The sequence below is a fragment of the Nocardia arthritidis genome (assembly GCF_011801145.1).
In the GTDB taxonomy this organism is placed as follows: Bacteria; Actinomycetota; Actinomycetes; order Mycobacteriales; family Mycobacteriaceae; genus Nocardia; species Nocardia arthritidis_A.
In genome coordinates this window covers 9,996,892-10,014,015 of sequence record NZ_CP046172.1, presented here as the reverse complement: position 1 = coordinate 10,014,015, position 17,124 = coordinate 9,996,892, and the positions used below count along the sequence as shown (strand labels likewise).

The 17,124-nt window shown below is 65.9% G+C and carries 15 protein-coding genes and 1 pseudogene; 13 read left to right on the top strand and 3 right to left on the bottom strand.

The annotated features are described in order from the left end of the window. The first annotated feature begins 652 nt into the window (after positions 1-652). From rpmH to F5544_RS47750, 8 genes and pseudogenes are all read left to right on the top strand, one after another. A complete protein-coding gene (gene rpmH, locus F5544_RS45745; RefSeq protein WP_058854877.1) occupies positions 653-796 on the top strand; it encodes a 50S ribosomal protein L34 in 144 nt (47 codons plus the stop codon). Between the two features lie 21 nt (positions 797-817). Continuing rightward, positions 818-1,264 carry a ribonuclease P protein component gene (rnpA, locus tag F5544_RS45740; protein ID WP_167478877.1) on the top strand — a complete coding sequence of 149 codons (447 nt, stop codon included), beginning with the start codon at positions 818-820 and terminating at the stop codon, positions 1,262-1,264. After that, positions 1,261-1,662, top strand: coding sequence for a membrane protein insertion efficiency factor YidD (gene yidD / locus F5544_RS45735; protein WP_167478876.1), 402 nt, complete (start codon positions 1,261-1,263; stop codon positions 1,660-1,662). Before rnpA ends, yidD begins: the two co-directional genes overlap by 4 nt. 4 nt (positions 1,663-1,666) lie before the next feature. Then, positions 1,667-2,785, top strand: a complete 1,119-nt coding sequence (yidC, locus tag F5544_RS45730) for a membrane protein insertase YidC (RefSeq protein WP_167478875.1) — start codon at positions 1,667-1,669, stop codon at positions 2,783-2,785. 140 nt (positions 2,786-2,925) lie between these two features. Continuing rightward, positions 2,926-3,423 (top strand): protein jag, encoded by a 498-nt coding sequence (locus tag F5544_RS45725; RefSeq protein ID WP_167479975.1) that lies wholly within the window; start codon positions 2,926-2,928, stop codon positions 3,421-3,423. Between the two features lie 107 nt (positions 3,424-3,530). Further along, positions 3,531-4,298: a 16S rRNA (guanine(527)-N(7))-methyltransferase RsmG gene (gene rsmG, locus F5544_RS45720; protein WP_167478874.1), complete on the top strand. Its 768-nt coding sequence runs from the start codon at positions 3,531-3,533 to the stop codon at positions 4,296-4,298. 349 nt (positions 4,299-4,647) lie between these two features. Further along, the gene (locus F5544_RS47265) at positions 4,648-4,773 is read left to right on the top strand and encodes a hypothetical protein (RefSeq protein WP_275107001.1); all 126 of its coding nucleotides are present in this window, start codon (positions 4,648-4,650) and stop codon (positions 4,771-4,773) included. Then, positions 4,770-4,961 (top strand): annotated as a pseudogene (locus F5544_RS47750) (GNAT family N-acetyltransferase); the annotation flags it as partial. The gene F5544_RS47265 and the pseudogene F5544_RS47750, both read left to right, overlap by 4 nt. A 174-nt stretch (positions 4,962-5,135) precedes the next feature. Here F5544_RS47750 and F5544_RS45710 read toward each other — a convergent pair. Further along, a complete protein-coding gene (locus F5544_RS45710) occupies positions 5,136-5,711 on the bottom strand; it encodes a nucleoside monophosphate kinase (protein ID WP_167478873.1) in 576 nt (191 codons plus the stop codon). 2,178 nt (positions 5,712-7,889) lie between these two features. Here F5544_RS45710 and istA point away from each other — a divergent pair. The 5 genes from istA (at position 7,890) to F5544_RS45685 (ending at position 15,268) form a co-directional block, all read left to right on the top strand. After that, entirely contained in the window at positions 7,890-9,437 is a 1,548-nt protein-coding gene (gene istA, locus F5544_RS45705) for an IS21 family transposase (RefSeq protein ID WP_167472022.1), read from the top strand. After that, positions 9,434-10,249 carry an ATP-binding protein gene (locus tag F5544_RS45700; RefSeq protein WP_167472021.1) on the top strand — a complete coding sequence of 272 codons (816 nt, stop codon included), beginning with the start codon at positions 9,434-9,436 and terminating at the stop codon, positions 10,247-10,249. Before istA ends, F5544_RS45700 begins: the two co-directional genes overlap by 4 nt. Positions 10,250-12,161: 1,912 nt before the next feature. After that, entirely contained in the window at positions 12,162-13,115 is a 954-nt protein-coding gene (locus F5544_RS45695; RefSeq protein WP_225725716.1) for a ParA family protein, read from the top strand. Positions 13,116-13,168: 53 nt separating this feature from the next. Further along, on the top strand, positions 13,169-14,206 hold the full coding sequence (locus tag F5544_RS45690) for a ParB/RepB/Spo0J family partition protein (protein WP_167478871.1): 1,038 nt from the start codon (positions 13,169-13,171) through the stop codon (positions 14,204-14,206). A gap of 330 nt (positions 14,207-14,536) precedes the next feature. Beyond that, positions 14,537-15,268, top strand: coding sequence for a GNAT family N-acetyltransferase (locus F5544_RS45685; RefSeq protein WP_167479974.1), 732 nt, complete (start codon positions 14,537-14,539; stop codon positions 15,266-15,268). A gap of 87 nt (positions 15,269-15,355) precedes the next feature. Here F5544_RS45685 and F5544_RS45680 read toward each other — a convergent pair whose 3' ends face one another. Together F5544_RS45680 and trxA are read right to left on the bottom strand one after the other, a co-directional pair. Beyond that, positions 15,356-16,543: an N-acetylmuramoyl-L-alanine amidase gene (locus F5544_RS45680; RefSeq protein ID WP_167478870.1), complete on the bottom strand. Its 1,188-nt coding sequence runs from the start codon at positions 16,541-16,543 to the stop codon at positions 15,356-15,358. Between the two features lie 238 nt (positions 16,544-16,781). Continuing rightward, positions 16,782-17,105 (bottom strand): thioredoxin, encoded by a 324-nt coding sequence (gene trxA, locus F5544_RS45675; protein ID WP_167478869.1) that lies wholly within the window; start codon positions 17,103-17,105, stop codon positions 16,782-16,784. Positions 17,106-17,124 lie beyond the last annotated feature (19 nt).

Sequence of the window (17,124 nt, the reverse complement as noted above, 5' to 3'; positions counted from 1 at the left end):
TGCAGTTGCCTCCCCGGAGTAGTCGATAGGTGCAGACGGCCGGGGCGCGCGGGATATCCACCGTGCTGGCTGGATTCAGTGATCTCGCATACGTCCGTGGGCCGGTTCGAACACTGCTCGGATCCCCCGTCCGGACAGCGGCGCGGTACCGTCGGCCCTACGAATATGCCACTCCAGGGGTCTTTCCACACAATTATCCACAGATGTGGACAACCCTGGGGAGTTGTGAAATGCGCTCGCCCGCGGGGAGCGTATCGCCCCGACCTGGGGATCTTCAGCAATCCTCTGGTTATGCACCGAGGCCGCCGAGCGCAGCTGCGGCTAGGGGTGTGGACGAACTTGTGATCACCGCACGGGCGTGTCGTCCGGACCCGCAAAACACCGGAGACAGACCTTAGCGGGTCCGGTCCGACTATGCCAACGCGAGGGGCCGAGTTTGACCCCGTAAGACCAGATCAGTACCCTCGTACAGTCACCCATTGGTGCGGTGGCGGTCCTGTGCTGACCGTATTCGGTCGAAATCGACCAACTGAGCGCCAGGGGCTGATCCGCGCCGATGATGACCACCCCGTGCGATTCATCGCAATACATACGTATCACTGAACAAGCTTCGGGCGCCGCCGGGCGCCCACCAACCTGAGGAGTGTTGACCGTGGCCAAGGGCAAGCGGACGTTCCAGCCGAACAACCGTCGTCGGGCGCGGGTTCACGGCTTCCGCCTCCGGATGCGCACCCGTGCGGGCCGCGCCATCGTGTCGGCGCGTCGCCGCAAGGGCCGCGGCACCCTCACTGCCTGATCCTCGCTCTCGGACGCTCGGGTGTTGCCTGAGCCGTATCGGTTGCATCATCGTGCCGACTTCTCCCGGACGGTGCGCCGCGGCCAGCGAATCGGGAGGCGCGACCTGGTCGTGCACGTGCTGGTGCACGGGTATGACGGAAGCGTGGGCGCGAGTGGACGAGAAGACGGTCCGGCACCTGCCGGGCCGCTGGTTCGCGTTGGCGGACCGCGTTTCGGATTGATCGTCAGCAAGGCGGTGGGCTCCGCGGTGGTACGCCACCGTGTGGCCCGCCGCCTGCGTCATATGTGCGCCCGGGTGATTCCGGAACTGCCCGTCGAGGCCGATGTCGTCATCCGCGCCCTACCCGGCGCGGCCGACGCCGGTTCGGACGAGCTACTCCGGCAGCTCCGCGGCGCGCTACGCAAACTCGGTGTCGCCCGCGACCCCGGTACCGCGGTCGGGGCGGGATCGGGTGGCCGGTCGTGAACCGGCGAAGCATCGGCGTCATCGCCCGCTGGCCGGCGAACATACTGATCTTCCTGATCGAGCTGTATCGGACCTACGTCTCCCCCACCCGCATGCCGGTGTGCCGGTTCACCCCCACCTGCAGCGAGTACGCGGTGACCGCGTTGCGCACCCGCGGCCTGTTCATCGGCCTCGGATTGACGGCCGTGCGTCTGGCCAAATGTGCGCCCTGGCACCCTGGTGGGTGGGACCCCGTCCCGGAGCGTCGGCGGAGCACCGTCCGCACCGCGCCGGACGAGGCAACTGCCGACCTCGCGCCGCAGGACATCGACCTGCCGAGCGCCGCGGCGTCGGAACCGAAGGCTTGTAAAGGATCACCGCGCGCGGTGATCGGCGACACGAACGACGGGAGTTCATAGAGCCGTGCTCGACATCATTTATTACGCGGTGTCCGCCATCCTCTGGTTCTGGCACCGGGTCTTCGCGGCCGTACCGGGCCTCGGCAAGGACAGCGGTATCGCCTGGGCGCTTGCCGTGGTGTTCCTGGTCTTCACGCTGCGCTTGGTGCTGTACAAGCCGTTCGTCAAGCAGGTGCGCACCACCAAGCAGATGCAGGAGCTGCAGCCGCAGATCAAGGAGCTGCAGAAGAAGTACAAGAACGATCGCCAGAAGATGGCGACCGAGATGCAGAAGCTGCAGAAGGAAAACGGCTTCAACCCGCTGATGGGCTGCCTGCCGATCCTGGCCCAGGTGCCGGTATTCCTTGGTCTGTTCCATGTGCTTCGCTCTTTCAACCGCACCGGGCACGGGCTCGGCCAGCTCGGCATGTCGCCGGAGCAGAACGCCAACACGCCGAACTACCTCTTCAGCGTCGACGACGTTCAGTCCTTCCTGCACGCACGGCTTTTCGGCGCACCGATCTCGGCCTTCATCACCACGCCGACCAATGAACTGCAGGCGTTCGCATTGCACGGCGATGTGCCGTCCAAGCTCAGCATCGCGCTGGTCGCCATTCCGTTGATGGTGATCGCCGGTATCGCCACCCATATGAACGCGCGCGCCTCGGTCGCCCGGCAGACGCCGGAGGCCGCCGCGAACCCGCAGGCCGCGATCATGAACAAGCTGGCGCTGTACGTCTTCCCGCTCGGTGTGCTCGTCGGTGGTCCGTTCCTGCCGATCGCCATCCTGATCTACTGGGTCTCCAACAACATCTGGACTTATGGGCAGCAGCACCTCGTCTTCGGCCGCATGGCCAAGGAGGAAGAGGAGAAGAAGAAGCTGCTGATGGAGAAGCGAGCGCAGAACGCGCCGAAGCCGGGCGCCAAGCCGGTCGACACGCGCAAGAAGGCGCAGCGGCCCGACCCATCCCAACTGAAGGACGCCGCCGAATTGCAGGACGCGGCCGAATTGCAGGACGCACCCTCCTCGACCAACGGCACATCCGCCGCGCACACGCCGAACAAGTCGGGCGGGCAGCGGCGACCCAGCGGTCAGAAGCGTCCGGGTGGCCGCGGCCGAGCGAATCAGAAGCGGCGGCGCTGACCGCGCGGCGGACAACCAAGGAGCAACCCCTTGATTCGCGGTGGCGCCGGTTCGATCGCTCGGTGCGACGGCGATGAGCAGATGAAGGAAATCAAATGACTGTTGAGACCGACGGAGGGGACGCCACAGTGGCGACGACGATGGCAGGTGCCGAACCGGACGTCGTGAACGATGCCGAGGAAGCGCTGATCGAAGAGGGCGAAATCGCGGGCGACTATCTCGAGCAGTTGCTCGATGTGCTCGACTTCGACGGAGATATCGACCTCGACGTCGAAGGTGACCGCGCGGTTGTCAGCATCGACGGCGGCAAGGATCTGTCGAAGCTCGTCGGGCGCAACGGTGAGGTGCTCGACGCGTTGCAGGAACTCACTCGGCTGGCCGTTCAGCAGGCCACCGGAGTGCGCAGTCGGCTGATGCTGGATGTGGCCGGGTGGCGGGCCAAGCGCCGCTCCGAACTGAGTGCGCTCGGTACCGCGACGGCCAAACGGGTGTTGGAGTCGGGAGCGCCGGAATCGCTCGCGCCGATGACCCCGTTCGAGCGGAAGATCGTGCACGACGCGGTCGCCGCCATCGACGGTGTCAGCAGTGAGAGCGAGGGCGTCGAGCCCAACCGGCACGTGGTCGTCGTGCGCTCCTGAAAGCGTGATTGGATAGGGCCTCTGGTCGCGGACCGGGGGCTCTTTCCGTATCCGGTGGGTTCCGGTCGATCGATCGGGCTGTGATTGTTCGTCTCTAGCTCGGAAGGATGTTTCACGTGGAACGAGATCTCGGTGGCACCGCGTTGCCCGCCGAGCTGGAACCTCCGGATACCGCAGCGACGGTCTTCGGCGACCGACTAGATCTCGCCCGGCGTTATTGCGCCGCGCTGGCGACGGCCGGGGTGGAGCGCGGGTTGATCGGACCGCGCGAGGTGCCACGGCTGTGGGACCGGCACATACTCAACTGCGCGGTGATCGGCGAGCTGATCGGCGAGGGCGCGGCGGTGGTCGATATCGGCAGCGGCGCGGGCCTACCCGGAATTCCGTTGGCGATCGCCCGGCCCGACCTTCGGATCACCCTGGTCGAGCCGCTGCTGCGCCGGACCGTCTTCCTGAGTGAGTTCATCGATGCGGCCGGACTCGATGTCACCGTGGTGCGCGGCCGGGCCGAACAGTCCGGTGTGCTGAAGGAGGCGGGCGGCGCGGACGTCGTCACCTCGCGGGCCGTCGCTCCGCTCGCCAAGTTGGCGCAGTGGTCACTTCCCCTGCTGCGCGATCACGGGCGGATGCTGGCGCTCAAGGGCGTCAGCGCCGCCGAGGAATTGGCCCGCGACAGCGACGCGCTCATCCGGGCCGGCGCGGGCAATCCCGCCGTTCTCGAATGCGGCGCCGGTGTCGTGTCGACACCCACGCTGGTGATCAGCGCCGAACGCCTGACCCGTGCCGAGCGGGCTCCCCTTCGCCGTGCGGAGCGGGCCAAGTCGCGAGCCGGGGAAAAGGGCCGGACTCGCCGGGTGGTGCGCAGAGCCGAGTAGGACTCGGATGTGCGTGTGATTCATTGGTGCCGAATGACACGCACACCCCGCGTATGACGTTGCGGCGCACCGGGTTTCATTGCGCCGGTTATTACCGACGCCAGCGTCTGTCGTGCCTTCGGTGAAGCGCCCGGTACGTGCCGGATGGTCATAGGTAGCTCGAGATCGGTTCTGGCGCAACGAGTCTCACTGCCAGCTTACGGATCACGATAGGTAAGGGGCTGGCGGCAAAGACTGGACCTCGGCCGCGTTTTGCCACCGAAACCAACGATTGATCACGCGCGTGGCGAAATGGGTTCTCCTGCGGTCATTCTCGAGGTGTCGGTCCCCGGTGACACACTCATCGGTCATGAGCGAGTTGGTCCGGCTTCGCGACGTCGAAGCGGCAGATTCGGAACTGGTCTTCACTCACCAGCAGGATCCCGAAGCCGTCCGTCGATCGCGCTTCACCCGCGCGATCGCGACTCCTTCATGACCCACTGGACAGCCAACGTACTCGCAGACCCCGCCGTCTTGGTCCGGACAATCACCGTGACCGACGAGCCCGCAGGCAACATCGTGTCCTGGTGGAAAGACGACCGGCGTTTCCTCGGTTACTGGCTCGGCCGAAGTTACTGGGGCTGCGGTGTCGGGACCGAAGCGCTGAGGCTGTTCCTCCAACTCGAGCCCACCCGTCCACTGTGGGCCGACCCGTTCGCAGGCAATACCGGCTCGGTAAAGCTGAGCACGGTTTCCGCCGAACAGGCTCGGACTGGGATGGTGCGGACGAGCACCTCGTACTCGTACTCGACCAGCGGCGCCCCGCTTAACGCCGACAGAGAACACACGCTCCACCCGCTATCCGTGCCCTTTCGCCAGAAGATGTCGGTGTACGGGCTTCAGCCTCTCTTCGACATCCTCGTAGTCGCCGAATCCGGGGCTGCCGCCTTGGCCGCTCACACTGTGGAGATTGCCTTTGAACTGGTAGTAGGCCGCGAGCTCCCGGTGTTGAACCAGCCGTCGCATTACCGCTGAATCATGCTCAGTGCATTGACCTAGACGTTCGTCGCGTTCACGTAGACGCCCGCGCACCTGCTCATCGGTCACAGAGAGTTCGATCACCGCGGTGGGTGCATGGCCATGCCTCGCCAAGCTTTCGGCCTGCGTGACGGTGCGCGGAAAGTTGGCCAGCACCCAACCGCCTTTCACGCTCGCCAAGCTCTCCAGCATCATTTCGAGCACCAACTCAGACGGCACCAACTCGTCGGCGTCGATGTACTGATCCAGCCGTAGGCCGAAGGGGCTCTGCTCCCGTAAATGTGTCCGCATCACGTCTCCCGGGTTGAGCACAGCCAGCTGTGCAGCCTCAGCGAAAGATTCCGCATGCGCGTGCACGAGAGTTCCTGGCCCGCCGATGAAGACCACCTTGAGCATGCTGCGATGCTAAAGCCAACGTTTCCTGTTGACGAGATGCCGCAGTCAGATGCACACGGGCAGACAGCACGACGGCCGACCGGTAGATCAAGGGTGACTGCGCGTCTGACAGGCGTACGGGTAACAAGCGGTAGGTGGTGCGCGGCGCGGGCAAATTGCACGTGCGGCAGGACAACGTGCGGCAGCCGTTGGACGATGGGCGGCCGGATAGCCACGCCTCGACAGCGGTAGCCCCGCGTGGCAGGTGGGCGATTCCGCCGCAAAGGACACGCGAATCTGTCCGACGTGCGGACTCAATCCGATGTTCCACGGGAAACATCGGCGCGATCCGGTCAATGGGGGTGGCTCGTAGCTGGCCCGCCGAGGTGGCTGCGGCAGGCGGGTTGGTTATCGGTCTGTCGGTCGGGTGGTGGCGTTCGGTTGGCAGGTGGCCAGGGCTTGGCCGCGAGTGGTGAGTGGTCAGGTTGGCGCGCGTGGCGGTACGCGGGCTAGTTGGGCAGCGGTCAGGCGGCAAGCGGTGGCCGGAGGGCGGTGAGAGGTGGCCGCAAGGCGGCGATTGGTTCGGGGTGACGCAGGCGGGTGGCAAAGGTGTGGCCGCGAGTGGTCAGGTTGGCGCGTGTGGCGGCGGGCGGGCTAGTTGGGCAGCAGTCAGGCGGCGAGTGGCCGGAGGGCGCGGTGAGTGGTCAGGGTGGCACGCGCGGTGTGTCGGGCGGCAGGCGGGGCCAGATGGGAAAGCAGCAAGCGGCGAGCGGTGGCCAGAGGCCAGCGGGGTGGTTCGGGGTGACGCAGGCGGGGCTAGCCCGCACCGGTGCCCGCACGGCAGGTAACCGGGGAATGGTGAGTGGTCAAGGTGGCGCGGCGGCGGGCCAGTCGTGCAAGCGGTCAGGCGGTGAGCGGTGGCCGGGAATGGTGAGTGGTGTCCGGAGGGGGACAGCGAGTGGTCCGGGTGAGATGGGCGGTATCGGGTGGCAGGCAGGTCAGTCGGCAAGCCGCGAGTGTTGGCCGGAGGGCGGTGAGTGGTCCGGGTGGTACAGGCAGGCATGCCGCACCGGCGCCCGCGGGCGGCGGCATACGGAGTGACCCACGATGAGCGACGGGCTAACGCGCAGCCGGGCAGCGGTAGCCGTGTAGCACGGGGGAAGCCGGGGACCTGGAGGCTGAACTGGCAGGCGGGCGGTTCCGCCGCGAAGGGCAAGTGAATCTGTCCGACTTCCGCGGACCCAATCCGATGTTTCACGGGAAACATTGACGCGACCCGGCCAATGGGCGGCTCCGAAGGTGGCACGCCGGGGTGACTGCGGCAGGCGGGTTGGGTGGGGTGTCGTCGGTCGGTCGGGTGGTGGCGGTTCGGTCGGGTGGTGGCGGGTGGCACTGGGGTGGCCGGGCGTGGCCGCGAGTGGTGGGTGGTCAGGTTGGCGCGCGTGGCGGTAGGCGGGCTAGTTGGGCAGCGGTCAGGCGGCGAGTGGTGGCCGGAGGGCGGTGGGTGGTCCGGGTGGCACAGGCAGGTATGCCCGCACTGGCGCCCGGACGGCAGGTCGCAATGAGTGCCGGGGCTAATGCGCAGCCCGGCAGCGGTAGCAGGGCGGGGGCAACAGGGCGGTAGGCGGTAAGCATGTGGCGGGCGAGTGGCAAGCGGTGTCGGTGACGGCGAGCGTACGCGAGGGCGGTTGAGTGGCAGGTGGACGAAGCGGCCGCCTGAATGGCGGCAAGGTTGAAGGCGGGCGGAAGGTGGTGGTTGCAACAGGTGCCGGTGACGGCCGGTTACAAAAGGATTTGCTTCGGTGAGGAGTGGTCCGCTCTTGTTATTGATTCACGTGAAACAAGCTTCGTCGGCCGGGGTTGGGGTGTGAAAGACGACGAAGGGTTGGCCTTCGCGCGACGAGGCTCATTTAGCGGGTATGCCCGCGTTGCGTGGTGACCAGCGGGAGAGGACGGGTTACTCCCCCTCCTCCTTTCGATATTCAAACTCGCGAATCAACTCCCCCGACTGATCCTGCGGAGTGGTGGCGGGACTGTCGGCTGCCAGGAGGAAGGGACCACTTCGGAGCCGGTTTTGCCATGAGTATGGGACCACCCTGTTTGCCACTGATGGGACCACCTGACTAGCGGTTTTGCCAGTTATGGGACCACCCGGCGTGGCTTCGGGGCTTCCGGTCGCTCGGCCGCTGTATTGGCCAGATGAGCTACCGGGAGGTTTCGGTGATCGAGATCAGGGAGATGCTGCGGCTATGGCTGCAGGGTCGCGGCTTGCGGGAGGTGGCCCGGCTGTCGGGCACTGACCGCAAGACGGTGCGCCGGTATGTCGAGCGAGCGCAGTCGTGTGGCGTGGACCGCGACGAGGGTGTGGAGCAGTTGACCGATGAGCTGCTGGCGGCGGTGATCGCCGGGGTTCGCAGGTCTCGACCGAACGGTAAGAGCGATGTGTGGGAGACACTCGCCGGTCAGTCCGAGCAGATCAAACAATGGCTGGATCAGGGCCTGACCCTGACCAAGATTCATATTCTGCTGGCCCGCCGTGGCGTGGTGGTGTCGTATCGGACGTTGAACCGTTACGCCACAACGGAATTGGGGTTCGGGAAGCGGCGCACGACCGTGCGGGTGGCCGACTGCGAACCCGGTGCGGAAGTGCAGGTCGACTTCGGCCGGCTCGGGTTGCTGACCGACGTCGAGGGCCGTCGCCGGGTGGTGAAGGGTCTGATCTTCACCGCGGTGTATTCGCGGCACATGTTCGTCTTCCCGACCTACCGGGAAACACTCAACGACGTCATCGCCGGATTCGAAGCGGCGTGGGTGTTCTTCGACGGTGTGTTCGCTGTCGCGATCCCGGACAATATGAAAGCCATCGTCGACCGGGCGAACGCGACAGATCCCCGGTTGAACGATTCGTTCCGCGAATATGCCGAGTCTCGTGGGTTCGTGGTTGATCCGGCGCGGATCCGCAGCCCGCAGGACAAGCCCCGCGTCGAACGCTGTGTTCCTTACGCACGGTCGAATTTCTTTGCCGGAGAACAATTCCGAGACCTGGCCGACTGCCGGGAACGCGCGCAGCGGTGGTGCCGGGAGACCGCGGGAATGAGAATACATGGCACCACGCGACTACGTCCGGCCGAAGTGTTCACCACCGACGAGCACCCGAAGCTGAAACCGTTGCCCGACACTGCCTTCGATATTCCGACCTGGGTGAACCCGAAGGTCGCCCCGGACCGGCATGTTCAGATTTGTCAGGCGCTCTACAGCATTCCCGGTGATCTCGTCGGGCAGCGCCTGTCCGCCCGCGTCGACTCGCAGACGGTGAAGCTCTACTTCCGTGGCGAGTTGATCAAGGTCCACCCCCGAGTCGGAGCCGGTCGCCGCCAAACCGATCCGGCCGACCTGCCCAGCGAGCTCACCGCCTATGCGATGCGAGACCTGAATACGTTGCAACGCAAAGCATTCGATCACGGCGCTCATGTCGGTTCCTATGCGGCGGCGGTCCTCGAGCATCCACTGCCCTGGACGAAGATGCGGCAGGTCTACCGGCTGCTCGGGCTGGTGCGCCGCCACGGCGCCGACGCCGTCGACGATGCCTGCCGCCGAGCACTGGACGCCGAGGTCGTCGACGTCGGCGTCATCGACCGCATGCTCACCCGCGCCACCACCGGTCAGCAGCTGACGCTGCTGCCGCCACCGGCTCCGTCCCGGTTCGTCCGTTCCACCACCGATTTCGCGGTCAGGAGGCCGTCATGAGCGCCACTCGCCGTCCCGCCGCCGACCCGGCGGTCAAACCGATCGAGATCACCCCGGAGCTGAAGTCGCTGATGCGCAGGCTCAAGCTCGGCCAGCTCCTGGACACCCTCCCCGAGCGGTTGGCGTTGGCACGGTCGAATCGGCTGCCGCACCACGATTTCCTGGAAATGCTGTTCGCCGACGAGGTCGCCCGCCGCGACCGGCAATCCGAGCAACGCCGCGCCAAGACCGCCCACCTGGACCCGCAGATGCACCTGGCGGCATGGGACGACTCGACCGCGGTCACCTTCGACCGCGAACTCTGGGCCGAACTCACCTCGATGAGGTTCCTCGCCGACGCCTACAACGTATTGATCATGGGGCCGGTCGGGGTCGGAAAGACGTTCCTGGCCAACGCATTAGGACACATCGCGGTCCGCCGCCACCACACTGTTCACACCGAACGCGCCGACAAACTGTTCAAACGACTGCGCGGAGCACGCCTCGACAGCAGCTACGAAGACGAGATGCGCAAACTGCACCGCGTCGACTTGCTGATCATCGATGACCTGGCCCTGCACCGACTCGAAGCACCCGAGACCAACGACTTCTACGAACTGATCGTCGAGCGCCACCGCAAGGCCTCCACGGTGATCACCAGCAACCGGGAACCTCCGGAGATCCTGACCATGATGGCCGACCCACTGCTGGCGCAATCGGCGATGGACCGGCTCCAGTCCGCGGCCTACGAACTCGTCGTCGAGGGCGAATCCTACCGGCAACGGCAGAAGCCCCGCCGCGGCAAACCAGCCGATCCGGCCCACTCGGATTGACCAACAGCCCGATCGTCGGCCACCATCAGCACACGGCCCGCGACCGGACCCAACCCGGTCCCATGCTCATGGCAACCCAATGGTCCCTTCAGGCTGGCAGGCGACAGGGACAGACGGGTGCCGGGTCAGCGAGCGGGGCGCGGTAGGTAGGTGGTGTGCGCGACGTGGGGCGATCAGCCAGGCTGCTCGGCTACCGCAAGCTAGGCAGCGGGCGGTCGGCGACACACGGCAGGCGAGTAGCGCATGGGGTGGCAGACGGTATCCAAGCGGGTGGGTGGGCGGCAGGCGGGCCAATCGGGTGGTGGTCGATCGAGCAGTGGCCAGGGTGCAAGCGGTAGCCCGGGGCGGCAGCTCGTGACGAGGGGACGCGGCGTGGCAAGTGGGGCGAGTGGCGAGGGGGGCGAGGGGCGAGGGGGGCGAGTGGGGCGAGAGGCGAGTGGGGCGAGAGGACGCGGCGTGGCGCGTAGTAGAGGAGGCACGCGGGGGGTGCTGCGGCAGGTCGGGTTGGTGGGGTTGTTGTCGGGTGGGTGGTGGCTGGGTTCGGGTGGCAAAGGGGTGGCCGCGGGTGGTGAGCGGTCAGGGTGGCGCGCGCGGTGGCCGGGGGTCAGTTGGGCAGCGGTCACGCGCACGTGGTGGCCGGAGGAGTAGCGATCGGTCTGGGTGGCGCGCGGCGGCAGGCTAGTTGGGCAGCAGGGTCAGGTGGCGAGCGGTGGCCGCATGGCGGCGAGTGGTGGCGGGAGAGCCGCGGGTTAGGCGGCGAGTTATGGCCGGGGGCAGCGAGTCGTGACCACGGGCGGCGACCGGAGAACGGCGAGCGGCGACCGGTGACCAGCGGGCGGGCGACCAGCGAGCGGGCGACCAGCGGCTAGCGGGCGATGACCAGCGGGCGGCGGCGATCAGCGGGCGGCGGGCAGCGGGCGGGGGCGACCAGCGGGCGGGGGCGACCAGCGGGCAGCGGCGATCAGCGGGCGGCGATCAGCGGGCAGCGGCGATCAGCGGGCAGCGGGCGGGTGGCGGGGAGAGCGGCGAGTTATGGCCGGAGGGCGGCGGGCGGTCAGGAGCCACACGCGGTGGCGGGGTGGCGGGCGGTCAGTTGGCAGCGGCGTGCGGCGGACGGGGGCTAGTCGGTAGTGCTCAGGCGCGTGCGGTGGCCCGAGGGGGCGGCGAGTGATTGGGGTGGCACGCGTGGTGGAGGGTGGTGGGCGGCGGAGGCAGAAAGCGACGGTGGGTGGTTGCGACGAGCGGCGATGACGGTTGAGAACAAGGGATTGCTTCGATGGGGCGTGGTTCGGCGCTGTCATTGATTCACGTGAAACAACGCTTCGGGTTGTCTGGAAGATGTAGGACTGGCGGATGTGCGGTGGGGGTTCGGTAATTGGATGCGATGCGCTGCGCCTTGATTAGAGACCGCCTCGTCGCTCCCCCAGTGCCCAACTCGTGACCCGATGCCTTCGATGGATCTTGTGAAGCTCTATATCGCCCGCCGAGTGTGTCCGCGATGGAGTTTTGGGTAGCGGTGTGGGTGGATCGTCGGGCCGCCCGTTGATCGGATCGCATCGATGTTTCCCGTGAAACATTGGATTGAGTCCGCAGAATTCGGACAGATTCGCGTGTCCTTTGCGGCGTGCCGCGATTCAGCTTTCTTATACCGCTCGGGGCTGGCAAGCTATTGGGCGTCGGCGTGCGTAGGTGCCACGGAGGGATGTGGGTGTCACAAGCGGCGAGAGCTCCGCTCGGTCGATCGGGCGCCGCCGGTCCCGATTGCGCATCACTGTTCGATCCGACACGGATGTATACGACACGTCGCCGGCGCTCGTCGGAAGCACGTGATCTGAAGTTCTCGGGTTAGGAGCTGTCTATGTCGAGCGGACCGGCGAATGTTTCACGGGAAACAACGTCGCGAGTGCCGGGGATGCTGGACTCCAGCAACTTCGACGCGGACGCATTCGGAAGTACGCCGTTCGGGCACATCTCCCCCAGTGAGACCCCGATTGCGGCCGAAGCACAACGCGCCAGTCAGATCTTGCATCCAGGAAAGGTGACAGTGCCGAAACCGCACGAGCAACGGATCATCACAATCGCCAACCAGAAGGGCGGCGTGGGAAAGACCACCACCGCGGTGAATCTCGCGGCCGCGCTGGCGCATCAGGGGATGACGGTGCTCGTAATCGACCTCGATCCGCAGGGCAATGCCAGCACCGCACTCGGTATCGAACACCACTCGGGTGTTCCCTCGAGCTACGAACTTCTGATCGGCGAGGTCTCGGTCAAGGACGCGATTCAGCAGAGCCCGCATAGCGAACGACTGCTCTGCATCCCGGCGACCATCGACCTGGCGGGTGCGGAGATCGAACTCGTCTCGATGGTGGCGCGGGAGGGTCGGCTGAAGGCGGCCATCCAGGAGGCCAATATCGCCGGATACGACATCGACTACGTAATGATCGATTGCCCGCCGTCGCTGGGCCTGCTCACCGTCAACGCGTTGGTGGCCGCCAAGGAGGTGCTGATTCCGATCCAGTGCGAGTACTACGCGCTGGAGGGCGTCGGCCAGTTGCTCCGCAATATCGGTCTCGTGCAGGCGCACCTCAATCCCGAATTGCACGTCTCCACCGTCATTCTCACCATGTACGACGGCCGGACCAAGCTGGCCGACCAGGTGGCCGAGGAGGTGCGCGGCCACTTCGGTGATGTGGTGCTGCGGTCGGTGATTCCGCGCAGTGTCAAGGTCTCCGAGGCGCCGGGCTATGGCATGACGGTGCTCGATTATGATCCGGGTTCCCGGGGCGCGATGAGCTATCTCGATGCCGGTCGCGAGATGGCCGCGCGCGCTATGGCGCAGCAGAGTGGAGCAGGCGGAGCGGCGTGATCCGGGTCGGCGAGATCCGGTTTGGTGGCATACGAGGAAGGGGCCGGTAGGCGATGAGTCAGGCGAAGAGTCAGGCAAAGAAGGGCGGACTCGGGCGTGGGCTTGGCGCGCTGATCCCGACCGGACCCGCGGGCGCACCCGGGGCACCGGGGCTCAGCGCCTCCGCGGCCAGCGTGATTGGGATCAATCCGATCGGCCCGCAACCGGCAACGTCTTATCTGCATCGGGTCCCCGATATCGATGAGACCGCCGAACTCGCCGCGGGTGGTGCGGTCTATCGCGAGATCCCCGCGGACCAGATCGAGCCGAATCCGAAGCAGCCGCGTCAGTATTTCGAGGAGGAGGCGCTTAAAGAGCTCGTCCACTCGATCCGCGAATTCGGTCTGATGCAGCCGATTGTGGTGCGCAAAATCGATGGCGATGCCGACAAGTATCAGCTTGTCATGGGTGAGCGACGCTGGCGGGCCTGCCAGGTGGCGGGTCTGACGACCATTCCGGCGATCGTGCGGGAAACGACCGATGATTCCATGCTGCGGGATGCGTTGCTGGAGAACATCCATCGAGTCCAGCTCAATCCGTTGGAGGAGGGGGCGGCCTACCAGCAGTTGCTGGAGGAGTTCGACGTCACCCATGAGGAGCTGGCCAAGCGCATCGGGCGGTCCCGCTCGGTCGTCACCAATATGATCCGGCTGCTCAACTTGCCGATCGCGGTCCAGGGACGAGTCGCCACAGGCATATTGTCCGCCGGCCATGCGCGGGCGCTGCTCGGTCTGAACGCCGGACCGGCGGCCCAGGAGGAAATGGCCAAACGCATTGTGGCCGAGGGGCTATCAGTTCGGACCACCGAGGAGGCCGTGCGGCTGGCCAATCTGGAACCGGAACCGGAGCCGCGCAATGCGGACCCCGCTCCCCGCCGTAAGCCGATCGAGATGCCGAGGCTGCAGGATGTGGCCGAGCGCCTGTCCCATTCGTTCGATACCCGAGTGATCGTGAGTATGGGTAAACGCAAGGGCAAGATCGTGGTCGAGTTCGGTTCGGTGGGCGATCTCGAGCGCATCGTCAGTCTGATGGAGCAGCAGCTCGGTTCGTGACAAATGCGGGCAAAATAGCCTTGTAGTGCCTGGTAGTTGGCCCCTGGCAATAAAACGTCACTGTGACAGGACGTGTTATGTGCGCCCGCTATCGAGGTAAGGCACCTGACCAATAGCACAGTGACGTGGAATGAGGCGGGTTCTCGTTGATCGCTTATTCTTGCTGGCGAGAGAAGGCTTCCTCGCGCATACAGCCGGGCGGCGGCGAGGCGGCGACATGAGCGAGCGAACGATACAGACAGCCGTGCGCACGCTCATGCCTCGGCCGGACGCAGCGAGGCGGGCGGTATGAGCGTGGATGAATCGGACAGCTGGAGGCTGAGCAGAGCGGTGTCGACCAGCGTCACAGCACTAACCCTCGGCGGACTGGACAAACTCCCCGGGCATGCCCGGCGGTGTGTGTTCTGGGAGATCGATCCCGCCATAGCCGAGAATTGCCGCGAGTTCAGCGATCCGGTTTTCGAGAAGGAGGCATGGCTTTCGACGGTCATGCTGGAGTGGGGTTCGTGCGGACAGGTCGCGACCGTCGACGGGAACCCCGCCGGCTGCGCGCTCTACGCCCCGCCGAGTGCGGTGCCGCGGGCCGCGGTCTTCCCCACCTCGCCGGTGAGCCCGGACGCGGTCCTGTTGACCACGCTGCGGGCTGAATTCCCGCATCATGAGGGCGATATCCCCCATCGGCTGATTCAGGCCGTGGTGGCCGATCTGGTGCGTCGCGGTGTGCGTGCGCTGGAAGCGTTCGGAATTCGGCGCACTCCCCCGGCGACCGCGCTCACCGAGCGGGCCATCGGTTCGATGAAGCTGATGGAGCGCATAGATTCGGTGCGCGACACCCTGGTCTCGGCCGGCGCCGCCACCGCGTGTTCGCCGGAGACCTGCATGATCGATGCCGATTTCCTGGAGGATTTCGGCTTCAAGGTGGTGGCCCCGCATCACCGGTTCCCTCGGCTGCGGTTGGAGCTCAACTCCGATCACGGCTGGAAAGAGGATGTGGAGCGGGCCCTCGATCAGTTGCTCGCGGCCGCGTCGATGACAGCGCCTACCCGAGTCGGCGCCAGATAGCCTGTCCCCCAACGAAAGAGTGCGCCCCGCCCGAAACGAATCGGGCGGGGCACATTCGTAAATTCGTGCTATAGAAATACGTTTCGGCTACATGCGGTCGGCGGCGGCCAACTCCTCGGCCAGCAATTCGGCGAAAGTGTATGTGCCCGTTGGCTGATCGTCCTGTCCGAGCAGGTACAGCCGCTTCACCGAGATCAGGATCGCCTCCGCGATGACGTCGCGCATTCGGGGATTGGTGAGCACCGAGGCGTCGTATTCGTTTGTCATATAACCGATGTCGACCTGAACCGTCGGCATCTTGGTGAGCCGCAACAGATCCCAGGTGCGCGGGTGGGTCCGGCAGTCCTGCAAGGAGGTTCGGGCCACCACCTCACGCTGGATGAAACCGGCGAGCACCTGGCCGATCATCGAGGTGGAGCCGTGTGAATTGCCGAAGTGGAAGCTGGCGACACCGTTGGCCGACGGGCTCGGATTGGTGGCGCAGCGCAGCGAAATCATCAGGTCGGCGTCGAATGCGTTGGACGTCTCGGCGCGCTCGGCGTCGGTCGGGTTGGCGCCCCACGGGCGGGACAGGAAGGTCTCCATGCCGGTCGCGGCCATTCGGCCCTCCAGCCGGCTGGCCAGATCCCAAAGGATCTCCGACTCGTAGACGTCGCCGAATTCCGTTGGCACCGCGAAACCCTTGTCCGGCCCGCCGAGGCCCGGATCGATGACGATGCGCTTACCGGTGAGCTGTGGCCCGGCCCGATGCACCACCTCTTCCTCGGCGATGCGATGCGGATTGCCACCGGTGACCCGCGCGCCGAGCAGTTCGAGCGAGCGCAGGGTGTCCGGCCCGCAGATGCCGTCGGCGGACAGCCCGATCTCCCGCTGGAATGTGCTCAGTGCGTCATGCGTGTGCGGACCGAAGTAGCCGTCGATCCGGTGTACGTAGTAACCGAGGTCTTGCAGCCTGCGCTGCAGCGTCGCAACATCGTCACCGTAGAGCGGTGCGGACAGCTGGTAGATCAGGGTGCGGGCGCCGAGCCGGTAGGACGCCTCCTTGAGGGCCCGGTAGGTCGCGGGGCCGACCACTCCGTCGACCAGCAGACCGCGATGCTGTTGGAATGCGCGTACGGCGGAATCGAGGTGATGGTCGAAGGAGGCTTCGGTGTCTTTCCAGTACTGCGCGTCGGCGTGATCCGTGCCGTGCGCGTGTAGGAACCCGAGACTTGCCAAGGTGCTCCGAACCTCTGCGACGGCTGGACCGGTATCGCCGTGACGAAGTCGGTGCATGCGGGAGAGCCCTTTCCTTCCGTCAACCCGGGTACCCACTCATGCGAGGGGGTACACCTTCGCACGACCGGAGCGTGGTCGATTGTCTCAGACCCGGACCGGATTTCGGCAATACCGGGTCCAGGCATCCTACGGCGCGTCGTCGAATCACGGCGTCGTTTGACGCCGTCGGCCGCGCTGCGTCCGCGGGTGCTTCAGATGCTCAGCATGCCCTCGGGCGCTGCCGACCGCGCAGTGTCTAGATGACGCCTTCGAGTTCGCGCAATAGGGCGGCCTTGCCCTTGGCTCCAACGATCTGCTTGACCGGCTTGCCGCCGCGGAACAGCATCATAGTTGGCAGGGACAGGATCTTGTAATCCCGGGCGGTGTTCGGATTCGCGTCCACATCCAGCTTGGCGACCACCAGCTTGTCGGCGTATGCGTCCGCGATCTCCGCCAACACCGGGGCGACCATTTTGCACGGGCCGCACCAGTCCGCCCAGAAGTCGACGAGTACCGGCTTCTCGTTGAGCAGTACGTCGTCGGCGAATGACGCGTCGGTCACGGTGACCGTCTTGGACATGGAAACTCCTTCGGCGGGT

Coding starts and splice junctions, on each gene's coding strand:
- F5544_RS45725 (WP_167479975.1), top strand. CDS start 2,926: ATGGCAGGTGCCGAACCGGACGTCGTGAACGATGCCGAGGAAGCGCTG.
- rsmG (WP_167478874.1), top strand. CDS start 3,531: ATGTTTCACGTGGAACGAGATCTCGGTGGCACCGCGTTGCCCGCCGAG.
- F5544_RS47265 (WP_275107001.1), top strand. CDS start 4,648: ATGAGCGAGTTGGTCCGGCTTCGCGACGTCGAAGCGGCAGATTCGGAA.
- F5544_RS45710 (WP_167478873.1), bottom strand. CDS start 5,711: ATGCTCAAGGTGGTCTTCATCGGCGGGCCAGGAACTCTCGTGCACGCG.
- istA (WP_167472022.1), top strand. CDS start 7,890: ATGAGCTACCGGGAGGTTTCGGTGATCGAGATCAGGGAGATGCTGCGG.
- F5544_RS45700 (WP_167472021.1), top strand. CDS start 9,434: ATGAGCGCCACTCGCCGTCCCGCCGCCGACCCGGCGGTCAAACCGATC.
- F5544_RS45695 (WP_225725716.1), top strand. CDS start 12,162: ATGCTGGACTCCAGCAACTTCGACGCGGACGCATTCGGAAGTACGCCG.
- F5544_RS45690 (WP_167478871.1), top strand. CDS start 13,169: ATGAGTCAGGCGAAGAGTCAGGCAAAGAAGGGCGGACTCGGGCGTGGG.
- F5544_RS45680 (WP_167478870.1), bottom strand. CDS start 16,543: ATGCACCGACTTCGTCACGGCGATACCGGTCCAGCCGTCGCAGAGGTT.
- trxA (WP_167478869.1), bottom strand. CDS start 17,105: ATGTCCAAGACGGTCACCGTGACCGACGCGTCATTCGCCGACGACGTA.